The organism is Paenibacillus monticola (assembly GCF_009664975.1).
Classification (GTDB): domain Bacteria; phylum Bacillota; class Bacilli; order Paenibacillales; family Paenibacillaceae; genus Paenibacillus_AQ; species Paenibacillus_AQ monticola.
Map to the genome: position 1 here is coordinate 212605 of NZ_WJXB01000007.1, position 16614 is coordinate 229218.

The 16614-nt window shown below is 47.4% G+C and carries 14 protein-coding genes; 2 read left to right on the plus strand and 12 right to left on the minus strand.

All coding sequences use genetic code 11. The features are described 5' to 3' along the window. Positions 1–191: 191 nt before the first annotated feature. From GJB61_RS18785 to GJB61_RS18800, 4 genes are all read right to left on the minus strand, one after another. Positions 192–1157 carry an oxidoreductase gene (locus tag GJB61_RS18785; protein WP_195724406.1) on the minus strand — a complete coding sequence of 322 codons (966 nt, stop codon included), beginning with the start codon at positions 1155–1157 and terminating at the stop codon, positions 192–194. A gap of 77 nt (positions 1158–1234) precedes the next feature. Beyond that, positions 1235–1546, minus strand: coding sequence for a MerR family transcriptional regulator (locus GJB61_RS18790; protein WP_195724393.1), 312 nt, complete (start codon positions 1544–1546; stop codon positions 1235–1237). Between the two features lie 154 nt (positions 1547–1700). After that, positions 1701–5594, minus strand: a complete 3894-nt coding sequence (locus GJB61_RS18795; protein ID WP_154120554.1) for a discoidin domain-containing protein — start codon at positions 5592–5594, stop codon at positions 1701–1703. Between the two features lie 390 nt (positions 5595–5984). After that, complete coding sequence (locus GJB61_RS18800) at positions 5985–6767, minus strand: hypothetical protein (RefSeq protein ID WP_154120555.1); 783 nt, start codon at positions 6765–6767, stop codon at positions 5985–5987. Positions 6768–7026: 259 nt separating this feature from the next. On the opposite strand from GJB61_RS18800, the gene GJB61_RS18805 reads away from it, so the two are divergent. Beyond that, positions 7027–7530 (plus strand): RING finger protein, encoded by a 504-nt coding sequence (locus tag GJB61_RS18805; protein ID WP_154120556.1) that lies wholly within the window; start codon positions 7027–7029, stop codon positions 7528–7530. Between the two features lie 213 nt (positions 7531–7743). Here GJB61_RS18805 and GJB61_RS18810 read toward each other — a convergent pair whose 3' ends face one another. Both GJB61_RS18810 and GJB61_RS18815 read right to left on the minus strand, forming a co-directional pair. After that, positions 7744–8223: a GNAT family N-acetyltransferase gene (locus tag GJB61_RS18810; protein ID WP_154120557.1), complete on the minus strand. Its 480-nt coding sequence runs from the start codon at positions 8221–8223 to the stop codon at positions 7744–7746. Positions 8224–8441: 218 nt separating this feature from the next. Next, positions 8442–9098, minus strand: coding sequence for a nitroreductase family protein (locus GJB61_RS18815; protein WP_154120558.1), 657 nt, complete (start codon positions 9096–9098; stop codon positions 8442–8444). Positions 9099–9215: 117 nt separating this feature from the next. Between GJB61_RS18815 and GJB61_RS18820 the strand changes: the two genes are divergently transcribed. After that, a complete protein-coding gene (locus GJB61_RS18820; protein WP_154120559.1) occupies positions 9216–9602 on the plus strand; it encodes a helix-turn-helix domain-containing protein in 387 nt (128 codons plus the stop codon). A gap of 101 nt (positions 9603–9703) precedes the next feature. On the opposite strand, the gene GJB61_RS18825 is transcribed toward GJB61_RS18820, so the two are convergent. The 6 genes from GJB61_RS18825 to GJB61_RS18850 form a co-directional block, all read right to left on the minus strand. Beyond that, a complete protein-coding gene (locus GJB61_RS18825) occupies positions 9704–11014 on the minus strand; it encodes an amidohydrolase family protein (protein ID WP_338115970.1) in 1311 nt (436 codons plus the stop codon). A gap of 38 nt (positions 11015–11052) precedes the next feature. Further along, a complete protein-coding gene (locus GJB61_RS18830; RefSeq protein WP_154120561.1) occupies positions 11053–11748 on the minus strand; it encodes an NAD(P)H-dependent oxidoreductase in 696 nt (231 codons plus the stop codon). Positions 11749–11818: 70 nt separating this feature from the next. Continuing rightward, positions 11819–12859: an ABC transporter substrate-binding protein gene (locus GJB61_RS18835; protein ID WP_154120562.1), complete on the minus strand. Its 1041-nt coding sequence runs from the start codon at positions 12857–12859 to the stop codon at positions 11819–11821. Between the two features lie 106 nt (positions 12860–12965). Then, the gene (locus tag GJB61_RS18840; RefSeq protein ID WP_154120563.1) at positions 12966–14285 is read right to left on the minus strand and encodes an amidohydrolase family protein; all 1320 of its coding nucleotides are present in this window, start codon (positions 14283–14285) and stop codon (positions 12966–12968) included. Between the two features lie 31 nt (positions 14286–14316). Continuing rightward, positions 14317–15198 carry an ABC transporter permease gene (locus GJB61_RS18845; protein WP_154120564.1) on the minus strand — a complete coding sequence of 294 codons (882 nt, stop codon included), beginning with the start codon at positions 15196–15198 and terminating at the stop codon, positions 14317–14319. Between the two features lie 6 nt (positions 15199–15204). Further along, positions 15205–16554: an FAD-binding oxidoreductase gene (locus GJB61_RS18850; protein WP_154120565.1), complete on the minus strand. Its 1350-nt coding sequence runs from the start codon at positions 16552–16554 to the stop codon at positions 15205–15207. Positions 16555–16614 lie beyond the last annotated feature (60 nt).

Below are 16614 nucleotides of genomic sequence, written 5' to 3' on the forward strand. Positions count from 1 at the left end.
TCATCGAGACTAAATCTGCCAATGCCTGTGAAAGAGAATCGAAACGAATGGCGCAGCACAAAAGAACGTATCCTACTGATCGTTATTTACTAGATTTCCACCACAAAAAAGCAACTGAACCTAAAACTCAGGCTCAATTGCTTTTCAATTTAATCATCCACATTACAATGTTGTTAATAGTAGTGTTGTGCTTAACTTTTAAACTTCACACCAGTCATTTCCTCACTAAGCTGCCACAGCTGCTCAGCCAATTCAGGATCAATCGCCCAGGGTAATACTCCCGATAATACTTGAGCCATCCCCTGCAGATCAAGTGCCGGAATAGCCTCGGCAATATCGACATCTAAGCAGTTCACGCCACCTTTGCCCTCCAACTGAGGGCTAGTCGCACACCACACGCTTGTTGCCGCTCCTTGCTCCGTAGTCTTGAAATCTGTACCTGTTGTACTCTTCTCGTCATCGGACATAAAACGGACCAAATCCGTCATGATTCTGCCAGGATGGACAGAGAATGCGTGGATGCCGTGTGCCTGGCCGCGTCTATCCAGTGCAACAGCAAACAGCGCGTTAGCAGACTTGGACTGGCCGTAAGCTTTCCACTTGTCGTACTCCCGGCGTTCAAAGTTGGGATCGTCTATATCTACACCTCCAAAGCGGATTCCCGTTGAAGAGACCGAGACCACTCGTGCGCTTCCCACTTGTTTCAAGGCCGGCCAGAGCCGTTCAGTCAACTGAAAGTGACCTAAATGATTGGTGGCGAATTGAGATTCGTAGCCACGTGCATCCCGCACCAATGGGGGAGCCATGATGCCGGCATTATTAATGAGGATATCCAGTTGTCTTCCAGAGTCGAGAAACCGCTGCGCGAACGCATCTATGGACGCAGGATCGATAAGATCCAGCTCCTCCAGCTCAACTTGGGGAATACCAGCGATCGCAGCGCGGGCTTTCTCTGATGTACGTGCGGGTACAATAACCGTCGCACCTGCTTCGGCCAAAGCGCGAGTTGTCTCCAGGCCAACTCCAGAATACCCACCGGTAACGATGGCGATCTTCCCGCTTAGGTCAAGACCAGCAAGTGCTTCATGTGCCGTAGTATGTGGTCCGAATCCCGATGGGATCGGAGCTTGAGGTGTAATTTTATAAACGTTATCCATGTCCATTATTCAATCCCCTCCTAATCCTGAACGCTTCATCAGGTCCTGAAAGTGCTCCATCTTATAGTTCATGATTTTTAAAGTCGTTTGTATTTCCTCATTTGCGTCTCTATTTTGAGTTTGTGTTCATAAAGTACGTTGTAGCAGCTTACGTAATTTTGATCAGATGCCCAAGTCATATATCGTTCAATTTCCTTCAACGGCATATTGGTTTTTTTTAGATGAGTAATAAAGATCAAACGATCAAGATCACTCTTTTCGTATTCCAGCTGTCCGTTCTCCTTGCGACTCACCGGAGGCAAGAGGCCGATTTTCTCATAATAACGTATCGTGTCATAACTGAGACCTGTACTTTTGGAAATCTCTGCGATTGAAAATGTTGGCTCCATCCGCTCCATCCTCCCTATTTATTGCTATCCGGATAAACTGAAGCTTATCGTATGGAGTAGACTCCATGTCAAGCGAATCTCTTTTCAAGGATTTATGAAAACACAAAAAGGGAGGAGTTCCGAAGAACTTCTCCCCATGGGTATACCCGAATACTTACTGGATGATCAGACCAAAACCCGTCTGGATGAAATTCAGATTGGGGTTAGCGACGTTCCGGGTTATCAGGTTGTTGAACGTCGCGGAGCCATTACCCGTATAGGTGTAAATAGCCGAGCCCTTATGAGGTCCCGAGAACCGTGAGGTTGTTACTCCATCAAGACCCGTGCCATCGATGGTGATGTTGTTAAATACGATATTTTGAAATCCACCACCATAACCAAACTGAATAGCGTCGCGTTGCGTGTTAATGATATCGATGTTGGTAAACGTTACGTTTTTGATCCCGTCGCCAGAAGCTTCCAGATCGATTGCCCCACGTTCACCATCATAAAGATCCCTACTGGTACCGCTGTTAATTATGGTAGTATCCGAAAATAGAATGCCGGTATTGTTGTTGAAATGGGCTCCGGGAAATGTGGTGTTCAATCTGATGCCGGAACCGCCGACAGTGTCTATAATTACGTTGTGGTCAGCTTTATGTCCACTCCCCCCAAAGAACGCAATTCCACCTGCACGCCAGTTATCCTCAACAGTGTTATACGAGAAAGTATTGTTTACACCATCAGGGGCACCAAAAGTATTACTCGGCCATACGGCTAGACCATCATCACCGTTATTTCGCACATTGGTATTTCGTACAGTCGAATTACTGGTACCTTGGGAGAAGTTGATGCCATCAGCAAGGTTATTCCGAATTCGGCTGTTCTCAACAAGCAACCCATTCGCAAAGATCGCTGGCGTATGGCCATAATCCCCTACCCACATCCCGCACTCAAAATGCTCTACCCAGACATTGTGGATCACGGAATTGGTTCCAAAATTGTCCATGAAGCCTTTATAGATTGCATTTTGGCTATAACGCGACCGCAAATTCGAATTCATATACACATTGCTGAAATCAAGCTTGCCTGTGATGCGAAGCGAGATCCCGCCGCCCGCCGCATTGGGGTTGGTAAACTGGAGGTTCGTGTACCAGAAACCAGCACCTGTGACCGTAAAGTTATTGATCATATTGCTGATTGAACCGATTTGCCACATGCTGCTAAGGTTGAACGTTCCTTCCGGAATATACAAAGTCTTACCAGATGAAACTGCTGCAGATACAGTAGCATTAAAAGCCGCAAGGTCATCCTGGCTATCGTTCGCAATCGCACCATAATCGGTTACTGAAACCGAGTTAGCTGGACGAGCGATAGCGGCAGGAAGAGGCTCTATTTCGATGAAATCGACACCATATTCCAGGTTATCCCCATTGTTCTTCTGGATACGGATCGTATCACCGGGCTGAAGTGGAGTATTCAGTTTCCAGTGTACTTCATCAAAACGGAAGAGTGGACGCCCTGCACTAGGAGCATCTCCAGGCTGATCACCCGAGAAATACTGCCAGCTGTAGTAAGATGTCAATGGTACTGTCTTGGTATTGACACCATTAACGTAAACGTCAAGTGAACCATTAAGTCCCATACCGTCTGATGAATCGGGCATGGTAAATCTCATAGTTACACCTGCACCACCTTCACCCGGTCTGACAGTCCATTGAAGATTGGAGCCATTCGAAGGAAGTGCCACATAGCGCTGACCGGAAGCTTCCGATGCAATCAGTGCTTGATCGAATGTCAGTGCAGTCTTCAGAGTGGCTGAACCACCGCGAGTAGCGTCATCGGTATCATATCGGCTATATGGAACGCTCGCTCCTCGTAGGGCATATACAACCAGGCTAGTTGTACTAGCGTTGTTTGCTTGCTTAGTTGTAACTTCGTTAGCATCTACTGCAACAGTTGTGTTCACAGTATAGTTGCCGTTTACCGCTGTCCACGTTCCGGGAACAGCGACATTAACAGATGATCCCGCAGCTATTGCGCCGCTATAGGCTCCATTAAAGGTTTGAATCGTTGAACCTGCAGAATTCTTAAGAACTACTGTGACTCCATGAGAACCGCTTGCCGAAGCTATGGTTCCTTGGTTCTTAATATTTACCGTGAAGCTAACCATATTATTGGCAACTGGATTACTTGGCGACCATGAAACAGTTCCTACGAGGTCAGAACTGGAAACAGGTGCGACAACGAGTGAAGCGGGGTTCGTATAGCTGTTGTTCGCATCATTCTGTTCGATGATCGTGTTGCTCTCATCTACCTTGGCGCTAATCGAGTACGATGCAGCGGTTTTGGTTCCGGCATTTAGTGATACCGTCGCCGAAGCGCCTGCTGCTAGTAATCCTACCGGAGTTGAGCCAGCGAGCTCGTTGTTCAGGTAGAAGTTGACCGTAGTCGCCGCGGAATCGGCATTGCCGTTGTTCTTAACGGTTGCATTCAGCGTAATTGCACTTGTTTCGATCGGAGCAGACGGTAACCAAGATAGGCTTGTAATCGTCAGGTCCGGATTCGGAGCAGGTGTGCCAAATACTTGGAACTCAGCAATTTGTCCGGCAGAAGCACCTGAGTTCGACGTAATGTTCAACTGCAGACGTTTAACCGTCGCCGTAACCGGAATTGTAACCGTATTGCCGGAAGCAGGGTTGAATGTGTAGGTTTGCGCCGAAATCAGATTGCTGAAGGTCGTTGTGTTTTGGTTGCTGCCGAGTACTTGTATGTTTTGCGTTCGTGTACCCCATGCAGAAGACGGGTTCAGCTTCAGTACAATGGATGTAATGTTCTGGTTCGCTCCGAGATCTAGCGTCAGTGTACTTGGATTACTGCCACCTTCCCAGTACGTATTGATATCGTTATCGTTAGCATTGGTTGCCACGAACGATAATGTGCTGGAAGATGCAGTAATCGATTTGCCGATTGCGATATTGCTGCCCGGAGGCGGCGTCGGTGTTGCTGTAGGAGTCGGTGTCGCCGTTGGTGTTGCTGTTGGTGTCGCTGTTGGTGTTGCTGTTGCTGTTGCTGTTGCTGTTGCTGTTGGTGCCACCGTAGGAGTCGGTGTTGCTGTTGGCGTAGAGATCGTCGTCGCCATCGTGATTTGGTCAAGGTTGATGTTGCCGGAATCTCCAGCGTCGTATTTATATGCTATTGTGTTGTTTCCGGCATTCAGGCTAAGTGTTTCCACCACGGTACTCCATGTATCCCAGTTTGCCAGATTAGGCAGCGTGGACTGGCGGATTTTCGTACCATTGACATAGATACTTATGGTCTTCGCACTGCCGCTCGCGTTGGCATATTTCAGCGTTACGCCCCTGCTGCCTGCCTCCGTTACATTAACAGTGAAAGTCGTCGATGGACCTTGCGACAAATAGCCGTCAACAAAGCCCGTGCCTGCATAGCCAGTGTGGTCTGTGTTTACTTTGGCTCCACCGGAGAGTACAGCGGACTCGGCCTGGTAGGTACCTGAGGGTGCTGGTGTTGGTGTTGGTGTTGGCGTAGAACCGCTAACGCCATAAATTTCAAATTCCGAGAATTGTGCTGCCGGCCAGATCGTGTTGCCTGTTACGTTCAGCCGAACGTAGCGCGTGCTTGCTGCTGCAAAGTTGATCGTGACTGTGTTGCCCGCAACTGATGGATCGAATACATAATCCGTGGATGCGATAATGTTCGTGAACGTTGTGCCGTTCGTGCTACCTTGAATGGCTAGTGTTTGTGTCCGCGCTCCCCAGCCCGCAGGTATTTTCAACACGATCTGATCAATATTCGTATTTGCTCCCAAATCGACTTGAAGCCATTGTGGGAACGCATTGTTCGTGCTCTCCCAATAAGTATCTTGATTGCTGTCTTTCACATTGTCAGGACTATAAGTTTGAGATTGACCACTCGCCGTTATGCTTTTGCCTAGCGTCAGGTTCGGTCCGCCTGCGGCAAATGCAGGAACGAGAGATCCGACTGCCAGGAATATGCTTGAAATCAGCATGGTTACTATAAGTGACCATACAACATACTTGTTGCGCATTATATTCCTCCTCAATAATATGTGGTGCGAGAAAAGGTGTAAACCTCCGAAAGTGCTTCGAATGGTAGCGTTTACAAGTCGTGATGTTTCATTTTCCAGCGCTTTCCTAAATCCAGTCTTTTCTCACCTTCCTTGCCGATCGTAGAAATGCAGACGTTCCCCCTCTCAAAGTAATACATCCCCATTATAGAGACAGTGCAACGCAAACTATAAGAGGCAATTCTACGGAAAAGGTATGCGATTCCATCGAGAAATATAAGGATAATCCATCGTGCTGGGTCATTCCCAAAAAAGTTCAGCCTGTGATCTGGTGTTCCATTAGGAACACACAGATTCACAGGCTGAGTTCTAAAAACCAAGAATTCAATTGAAATAATGATTGAAATAATGTTACTTAACAGGAGCAGGAGGTGGGACTGGTTTCATGACGGTAAAATTGTAATTTTCATTCATGGTAATGGTTGAAGATAGTGGTTGCATTAAGGGATATCCTGTTCTACGAAAATTCATTGTAATTCTTGTCTGGAACGTAGGGGGTCCAATTAAAGGGTTGTCCGCAATTTTTAATTCCCACATCGCATTAACAGTTGGTTGGAAATTAGTTATGGAAGAAGTCGTTGCATTCGATCCGTCAGCATATTCCATGTCGTTATTATTAAAGCTAAATTTCCATACAGCATTATTCCCAAGTGTTAGCGAGTTGTTCTCTATACTAATGTCTGGGATGTTTACTGTTGTAGAATTGGAAACCGTATAGCTCTCCGAAACACTTGCAGTTAGTTGATCACCCATAACGCCAATACTTCCACCAAATGTGTAAGAAGTCGATGTAGTATATGATGTGGAGCCAACGGTTGTTGATGGAGAGCTAGATAAAAGCGGTAACATGTCGGGTTGATCTTCAAAGTTGGGCGAGATAGTTTCAATAGTAATATCCGCTATAAAGTACCCCTTTACTCTATCATTGAGTTGATACATCTGCGAGGGATTAATATTGAAAACCTGTTCAATTATATAAAATTCTGATATGGATGAGACGTTTTCTTGAGTGTGGCAGGATACCGAAAGTCCAACTACAGTTGACTGCCCGTGAAGTGGACCTTGATCGCTTTGAATTAGATAAGGTTGTGTCAAAATCGTATTCGACCTTTCTTGCCATAAATCATCAGACATAACCACACCACCTCAATTAGTATTCACTTCTTATTAATATCGTACATCCAGTCGATCCTACAGAATCAATTGTGTTCTTGTTGGCTACTCCTCAGCTCCAGTCTTAGATCAGTCGTAAAATATGTATTCGTCAAAATTTGGTAAATACCTTCTTTTTAAACTAAAATTCCACTTTATTTAATAGAATTCCATTTATATCAAGTAAATTTATGATATATTAAATTTGCATTTAAATATTCTTAAATTTGGAGGAAACTGTATGCCTATACCCATTTACCCAAGCACAGATCACGAATGTATCATCTGCAATGAGAGCAATCGATACGACCTTATCGCGTTGGATTGTGGTCATGGCGGATTACAATTCGAAGGATCTGAAATGCATTTCGAGTGCGTCGTTCAGCTCTTCCAGCATGTTAATGAGGATGCCAATGCCAGTTGCCCGATATGTCGTGCAGATATCGAAAGAGACCCCTTTATGGAACGGTATAACTGGGAAGCGGTTAATAATCCTGGATTTTTATTCGATGACCCCGCCGCCGCAGCGGATCCCGGTCCCGGTGATATTCCGGATATGCCTCCAGGTGAACATTTTGTTCTGGATGGAGACTTACCTGCCCCTGGCATACCAGGAGCTCCGGGTGATCCCGGCGCACCCGGAGCTCCCGACGTTCCTCCGGCAGATCCTATAGAACCAGTAGAACCCCCCGCCGATCCAGATATCCCCGGAGGAAACCCCGAAGGTGGCGGAGAACCGGATTGATAGGTTTAAATATCAAGCTAGCCTTTAAAAAATGATACTTATATTGAACGAGGCCACAAAAAGTAGTGAATTGAAAAAAACGTCAAATAGAATAGCCACCAGATGATCTGATGGCTATCTTTTGGGATTTTGATTCTTCTGTGGTTTCTTATTGGTAACAACTCAACACGGTGATCGAATACCGCCAGTCTGGAGCTTCCTTGGTTATGTACTTCATTCTCCTAAATCTTTAATATACCAAGCATCACAGGCAAAATGCTCCGAACCTGCAAGTGGTGCCTCTAAAAGTTCAAACCCATATTTCGTATAAAAGCGGTTAGCCGCATGCATGTTTTGCAAAGTCTCCAAATAACACTTTTTGTAATGGAGTTTGGCGAAGTCCAAGGCTACCTGCAATAGTTCAGCTGCTGCTCCGGTTCCTCTACTCTTCGAGGATAAGTACATCTTCTGCAGTTCACAAACATTACCTGTATCGGCAAAATGAGCAATACCACACCCGCCCAACACTTCTCCCTCCTCTTCAATAATCCAGTAAGCACGGTCTTTTTCATTATTATAATAATGATATAGATCATGCAGGCTGTCATCTTCCCAAGCAAGGCCGGCTCTGTTACCGCCAAACTCGATCAAGCAGTTCCTGATGATGTGTTCGATAGATGCATTATCTATGATTTGTATTTGTCTAATATTCATGATTGAACTCTACCTCCCGCTGGTTCGGATTTAATCTTTTATAATTATACATGTTTGTGTGCAGGCAGCCTAAGTATTTGTGTGGCTAAAATAGTGCGATTGATGAGTAATAGTCCACCGATAAAACCGGTGGACTATTACTCGCTCTTTTTCTTAAGCATTGCCAAGTGCTAATACTACATCGGCTCACTATCCACTTTAATTTTTGCTCTTAAGAGTTAAGCCCAAGTTGTGATCGTTTCAACAGGCAGGCGGTAGGAAGGATAGCTCTCTTTGGCTGCTTTTCCTATCGAGATTAACATGACCGGTTGAAACCGGGCTTTATCCATTCCAAAAGCTTCTGCGATCTGTTCCTTCTCATAACCAGCCATCGGGTTGGTATCATATCCGTGAGCACGGGCAACCAGCATCAACTGCATCGAAATGAGACTCGAATCAATCAGGTTCACATCACGCAGGTCGGATGCGGATATATTCGCATAATAAGGTTTTACTTGTTTCAATTGCATATCCATGATCTCCTGTGGCATGTATCCAAGTTCCACTGCTTTGCCGAAAATTTCGTCAATATATTCAATGTTATTTGCATCGTAAAATACCGCAATAACAGCCGAGGATGTTAGAGCTTGCGTCTGGTTGAAGGAGGCCAGCGGTGCCAGTTTTTCTTTGCCTTCAGCGCTGTCGATGACAAGGAAACGCCACGGCTGCATGTTAATGGCAGAGGGGGCAAGGGAAGCTTCCGCCAAAATTTCAGTCATTTCCTCCCGGCTGATTTTCACTTCAGGATCATAGACTTTAACGGAACGGCGCTCCAAGACGATTTCATTGAAATCGTTTGTTTTGTGAAATTTTCTGGTGAGTTTTAAAGATGTCATATGATTAACTCCTTATTTTATATTTGTGAGATTGTGCTGTATGCCACTTATCTTCACTATGAGGATTGTAAACTATGAAGTATACTTTATAGCAAGAGAAAAAACGAGGTGATTCATATGAAGATTAGTGAAGTAGCGGAAATGGTTGACTTACCGATATCAACCATCCGTTATTATGAGAAAATTGGCATTATCACTGAGGAGTATATATTGAGAGAACAGAATAATTATCGGAATTATACATTGGAAATCATTCATCATCTAGATGTTGTTAAAAATTGTTTAGCTGTTGGTTTTTCAATTAATGATATAAGATCAATGATCTCGAAAAATGGCATTTCAAAAGATGAACAAACAAAAATTATTAAAGAAAAAATAGCAGGAATTGAAGACGCTCAAAAAAAATTAGAGGATTCCAAACAATCTCTTTACGACATTCTTGAATTGGATATAACTTGTGAGGATGGGTTCGGAAAATATTCCGAGCTTGTCCCAGAGGATTAGACGTCAGTGCTGCTGATAGCGATAGTTTGATACAAGACTTCTTTTATCTTTTATTCAAAAAAAAGGATTGAACAGATTCTCTCTGCTCAATCCTTTCTACCTTACGATACATTAGGGGAAGCCCCCATTTTCATTGCGAGTGGAATGACTAAATCAGCTCTTCCATTATCCGCTGTATCTAACAGGTTTGTGACTGCTGGCCGCGTCTCAGCGATGACGCGGCCGCTGCGGAATACGAACCGTGGTGACAGGCGCTGGCGGATCAGATCACTGGAGTCCTTGGCGTCGAACAAGAGAAACGAAGCTGGAGCTCCATCCCTGAGTACACCACCTTGGTAATTATATTCCTCCAGACCCATCGCTATTGCTCCACCTTCTGTTATCATCCCAATCAAGCTTCGCATTTCGGCACGTCCACTCATATGAGCCAGATGGGCAGCCATATGGGCGGCATCCAGCGGATTGCCTGTTCCTAGGGGATAGAAAGGTGAACGAATATCATCATGGGACAACGCGACGTTAATACCTGCCTGCTGGAATTCCTTGATGCGCGTAATTCCTCTTCCCTTGGGGTAACTATCATAGCGACCTTGCATAACACTGTTAATCAACGGACAAGCGACGATCGAGAGTCCGGATCGTTTGACCAGCCCCATAATCTTCTGGAAGTACGATTCGTTATAATAAGCCGCGGCGTTTGCATGTGCTGCCGTCACCCGAGAACCAATCCCAGAGGATAGCGCCAAGGAGGCGCAGACCTCCAGATATTTGGAATTCTCGTCATCGGTCTCATCACAGAATACATGAACATACGTACCGCTGCGTTCCGCCAAATTGAACGCCTTGCGTAAGGATAGTACTCCCTCCTCACGGGTATTCTCCAGATGTGGAACCGCAGACACTCCGTCCGCGCCCATACGCAGCGCTTCCTTCATCCGCTCTTCATTGGCTGGACAACCTATGATTCCATCTTGGGGAAATGCAATAACTTGGATGTCTATCAGCCCACGATAGCGTTCCTTGATCTCCAATATGGCTTCCAGCGCCATCAGCTTCGGGTCTCCTATGTCTACCATCGTTCGCAGATGAAGTACACCGTAACCGAGATACAGTTGAATCGTGCGCTCCGCTCTTGCGATAATATCCTCTCTTGTGAGCATCAGCTTACGTGAAGACCAGATTCCGATCCCTTCCGCCAGCGTACCGCTTTCGTTCCAGACCGGATTCCCTGCAGTTAGTGCCGTATCCAGATGGACATGCGGCTCAACGAACGGAGGTACCAATAGTCTGCCTTCCGCATCGATCGTCTCCGCAGCCTCCGCATCTGCCAACTGGCCCATCCCAGCAATTAACCCGTCCGTTATCCCAATATCGGTAGATGTGTCGTTACCAATTAGTAGGGCATTTCTCACTATCAAATCATAAGAGCTCGTCATCTCATCCCCGCCATTCATTTGATGCCTTTGGTCGCTTCGGCAAATCTTGCTACACGAGCGCCCAGCCTGCCCGCCATAATCAACTCGCGCTCATCGGGTGTTCTCGAACTATCCGGACCCGCCAGGGTAGAGGGCCCATAGGGAGAACCACCGATAGCATCCGCTGTCAAGTATTCAGGATTCTGTGAATAAGGAAGACCGATATAAATCAGACCGAAATGAAGCAGTGGCACGATAGAGGTGAGAATGGTTGCCTCATGACCCGTATGGATCGAACCGGCGCTCGTTATGACTCCAGTCGGTTTGCCCTCCAATTCTCCACTAGCACACAGATTGCCTGACATATCGAGGAACGACTTGACCTGAGCTGGCATCGATCCGTAATAAGTAGGAAAGCCCCACACAATGCCTTCCGCCCAGCGCAAATCGTCATGAGACACTTCTGGAACATCCTTTTGCTCTTCCTGAGAGGTCTCATACTTCTCCCATCTTGCAACAACACGGAACTTGCCGGACATCATATCCTCCCCACGGTCTTGTCTGTGGCTCGGATGGTCGAGCAGTGCCGTTACGTTGTCAGGAGAACGAAACTCCGGTATGCGTCTAATCCTCACCTCGTGCTCTTCGTCTGAGGCTCCTTTTGCAGCCGCCTCAGCCATCCGATGAATATGTCCGTAAGCGCTGAAATAGATGATCAAGACCTTCGCCATTCTCGCCCCGCCCTTCGTCAGTTAAAGAATCGAATACGCTGCAATCAGCGTCCAGAACGGAAATAACTCATTATTTTGCGGGAAGAAACTCGTTGGTGAACGCTTCATCGATCGGGGCAGTCTTCTTCAGAATGCCGATATCGACCAGTTGCTTTTGCAACCCTTCCCAGATTTCTTTGTTCATGTAGCCGACTCCGTTAGTCTCCGCGTCCCCGCCGTAGACCAGTGCTTCCTGAGCCTTCGTGCCGAATGCCATCGCTTCCAGCTTAAGATCCGGGTTTTTTTCCTGCATTACCTTGTTGATTTCTTCAGAATTATCTTTATAGTAATCCCAGCCCTTGATGGAGGCCTCGACGTAAGCCTTGACGATATCCGGATGGTCCTTAATGTAATCTTCTGTGGTGAACAGGATGTTGCCGTACTGCTTGTAGCCAAGATCATAATTAAGGAAGTAGTCAACATCCACGCCTTCCTGCTGCATCGTGAACGGCTCCGAAGTGACATATATTTGGGTGGCGGATTCCGGGTCGGCAACGAAATTCGCAAGAGAACCGGTATACTTCATCTCTTGTACCGTGTCCAACTTATAAGCCTTTTTGAGATATTCCCAGAAGGCTACACCGCTGCCCACGTAGACCTTGTGACCGTTCAACTCAGAGATGTCCTTGTATTTGTCTTTATGGTACATAATGCCTTGAGGATTTTTTTGGAAGGTTGCCGCGATTGCTACCAGCGGAATACCATTCTCACGTGCCAGCAGGATCTCATCCGCCTGCCCCATGCCGAATTCAGCTTTGCCGGAAGCCACGATCTGTGACGCAGAGACACCGGGACCGCCAGGTTGAATCGTCATGTCAAGACCTGCATCTTTGTAAAATCCCTTCGAGAGCGCAGCATACTGACCACCATGCTCTGGCTCCGCAAACCAGTTCGTCACCTGTGTGACTTTGGTTACCTTGACTTCCGCCGGTTGGTTACCCGCCGATTCGCTACCCTGAGAAACGTCTCCATTCTTGTCGGACCCGCAGGCCGACAGTGCCATGACAGACGTGACTATTAGAGACAGCCCCCATAACCTGAAATGCTTACCTCTTGTAGTTTTTGTGAGCATGTTTCTTCCTCCCTTATCCTATTAATGATATCTATAGGTGCATCCGCTTCTGGGCGGACAGGCACTCAAAACTAAATGAGCAGGTTAGCGACGGTTAACTTAACACTTAAGGTAGAAATGCTGCAATCGGGTTCGTCCACTGCTGCTTCAGCTCAGACGCATAAATCCAACGCTTCTTGTTGTATACCCAGCGTGTGGCGGGGAGCTCTTGTAAGAGTTCTTCTCCAGATCCTGCATCCAGAACGACGAAGCTTGCTGGATTGCCGGTAGAAACACCGTATTCCGGAACACCAGCGATAGCCGCTGGAAGATGCGTCAGCATCCGTAGTATCGTATCCAGATCCTCTTCACTAGCCAGATGTGCAGCATAGGCAGTCATAAGTCCAATCTGCAGCATATCTCCCCGACCGAACGGGTGGAACGGGTCTTGAATATTGTCGGAGGCCGCCGCAACGGGAATTCCGGCTTTCAAAAGTTCCTTGACGCGCGTGAGACCACGTCTTACGTTCCCATGATCACCACGGCCCTGCAGATACAGATTGACTACGGGAAGCGTGACTGTGCCAATACCCGCATCTGCCATTTTGCCAATCAGCCGGTCGGCTTCCTTCTGGGCCATCGCGGAGAGTGAACATAGATGACCCGCCGTTGCCATTCCCCCATAGCCGTGCAACAGGACTTGGTCGCAATAGAAATCGATCGTCTTGACTTCAGGATCGTCAGATTCATCGCAATGCAGATCAATCGGCCGGTTAAATGCTGTCGCGAGCTCGAACGCCCAACGGATTCCAGCTTCTGGGTCAGGTGCAAGATGGGGGGCTCCGCCGACGCCGTCAATACCCATTCGCAACGTCTCCTCAGCAAACTCAGTGATCCCTCGGTGGTTGGCGGAATCATAGAAATACATGGGAAAATACTGAATGTCGACGAAATCCTTCACCGTCTCCCTAGCTTCTAGAGCTGCCTCTACCGTACGGAATGCAACCTCACGTCCAAGATGAAAGGGAACGTCGAGATGACTACGAAGTGTGAGACTACCGAAGGAAGCCGCTCGAAGTGCCGACTTAATGATCCGTTCTCTGATCAATTCTTTACTGAACGACGGAACGACGGAGCGATAATTCTCGATCGCTTCCAAGAGTGTTCCCGAACGATTGCGGACATGGGCGATAGAATATGCTTTGTCTAGATGCATATGGACATCTACAAATCCGGGCAGGAGCACCCGCTCCTGCAGATCGATTTCCCGGGTTGTCCGAAGCTCATCGAAATTTAGCTTGGAGATCGGCAGGTGCCGATCTGAGATAACAAGCCCTTCCTGAGCTTCAATGGAAGACCACTTCCCATCTTTGATCCTTAACTTGAACAACCCGCCGCCCGCCGCAAGGGGCAACCTTACGTTTATGACTTCCAGATCATCCAGCATGATCGCCACTTCCTTTCGAGTTGTCGTTTCTCTATCCTTCTGACGATTTCATCTCGGATTCATGCCAAGAGCTAAGCATCCACTTGGAGAAGGCGTTGACCAGAAGGAAAAAAGTGATACCGAGCAGAGATGCCGAGAATCCACAAGCGAACAAGTATGGAGTTCGGAGACGGGAGGCGGCGACGGTAATTGCATAACCTAAGCCTCCCTGCCCACCACCAATGCCAGCGATATATTCGCCAACGATGGCTCCGATGACAGCAAGTGTACAGGAAATCTTGAGTCCGGCGACGATGTAGGGCAGTGCAGACGGCAAGCGCAGACGGAACATGGTTTGAAAAGGTGAGGCGTTATACAGGTAGAACAGGTTCTTCATATTGTGGTCGGTTGAGTTAAGTCCAATTAATGTATTGGACAGCATGGGGAAAAATCCGATGAGGAATGCGATAATGACGATTGCATTGACCCCGGCACCAAACCAAATGACGATGATCGGTGCGATGGCAACGATCGGTATCGTTTGCATAATAATGGCATACGGGTAGATGCTTCTCTCGACAAGCTTGGAACTTGCCAAAATGATCGCAAATCCAACTCCTAGCACGACACTCAGCAGAAAGCCAATTACCGATTCGATGATCGTCGTCCATACTGATACCCACAGATTCGCGGCGTTCTCCGTTGCAGCAAGAACGATATCGGACGGTTTGGGCAGTAAATAAGGTTTAATGTCGGCCAGCCGGCAGAACAGTTCCCACCCTCCAACAAATATCACGAATGCGATGATGGGAGGCAGCAGCGTTTTCCACCATGACCACCCGAATTTATAAGCTTTCCTCTCCGCCGCGACTCGCGGGTTTGTCTCTGATAGAGAGTACATACCAGGATCTGCGGTAATGACTTCTTTCCTCATCTCACATCACTCCTTTATCGTTTCCTGTACAGCGGGAATTTGCAGTTTGCCAGGGTTAAGTAGTGAATGCGGGTCGTTCGCTCGCTTGGCTGCAAGCATAGCGTCCATTTGTCCTCGTCCGCCCATTTCGAGTCTCCATGTATGGGGATCGTTAATTCCGACGCCAATAGAAAGGAAGAACGTAATGATCTCGTATAACCGTTCATTAGTCGTATAGCGAATGATAGGCAGCGCAGCTGGGACAATTATGCCCGCCGAACGCATGAATTCGAGGTGCAAAAGAACTTCATCACCAAATTCAGCCTTGATTTGACTGATTTGCTTAGGGAAATCAACCGGATGGAAGCCCGCCTGGAGATAGGTAAGCGTTGGGTCTGTCTTTAGAGCCCATAGGGTGGTGTGGTTCCATGTAAAATCAGATAGACCAATGGTGGTGTGGTATAGATCAGAGGGGATGACATAGCCGATTCGTCCGCCTACCGCAGTGGCATGAGCTGCAAGTGCCTGCTCGGTGCCATCCTCGGTCTCTAGTAAGCACGCGCTCGCCCCTGGCTCAAGGTGCTTCACGATCGGTTTGAAGAATGAAGGTATTGGCCATTCAACGGGAGTGACCAACCGCTTGCGGATGGAGTCGTCCATAGCAACTGCATGAGAGAATTGGAAAGCTGCTTCAAAATCATCAAATTGCACAACCGTCTGCTTCCAGGACACCTTCGTTGAGATTGGAATCTTCAGCTCCGTCAGGATGCCATTAGTTCCATAATTATGAATGTATGCAACCAGATCTGACCCACTGATAACAAGTCTCCGGGGAGTCTCCTCCATCGTGTACACGATGGCCTCCAGCACGTTACCATCCCATAGGTTCCCCCAGGTAATGGAGCCGATGCCGCCGGAGCCACCGCAGACGAATCCGCCTACCGATGCCTTCATGAATGTACTGGGATAAATCCGCAGCTCTTTGTTTTGCTCACGAAGAAGTTTCTCCAGTGCTCCAAGGCGAACACCTGCCTGAACTCTGGCGTACTCGTTCGTCACTTCCTGTACGGTATTTAGTCGGCTGAGATCTAGCACAATACCGCCTTCTAGAGGTACCGACTGACCATAATTCCCGGTTCCCGATCCACGCGTTGTGATGGGAATTCCGTGACGGTATGCGAATCCGAGTACCAAGGGCACCTGTTCCTCTGTCTCCGGAATGACGATAGCATCAGCTCGCTTGTCTCGGAGTAGCGGCTCTAGGACGGGGGAATACCAATAATAATCCTTCGAGAGTTTTTCACGCTGGTCGAAATCGAGGAGCAGCTTTTCCATTCCGACTAAATCCACCAATTCCTGTATCCATCCAACTGTCATCAGCTGATCCTCCTCTCCCTATTTGTTCAAATATTTCTCGAAGAAGCGGGTACCGTCCAT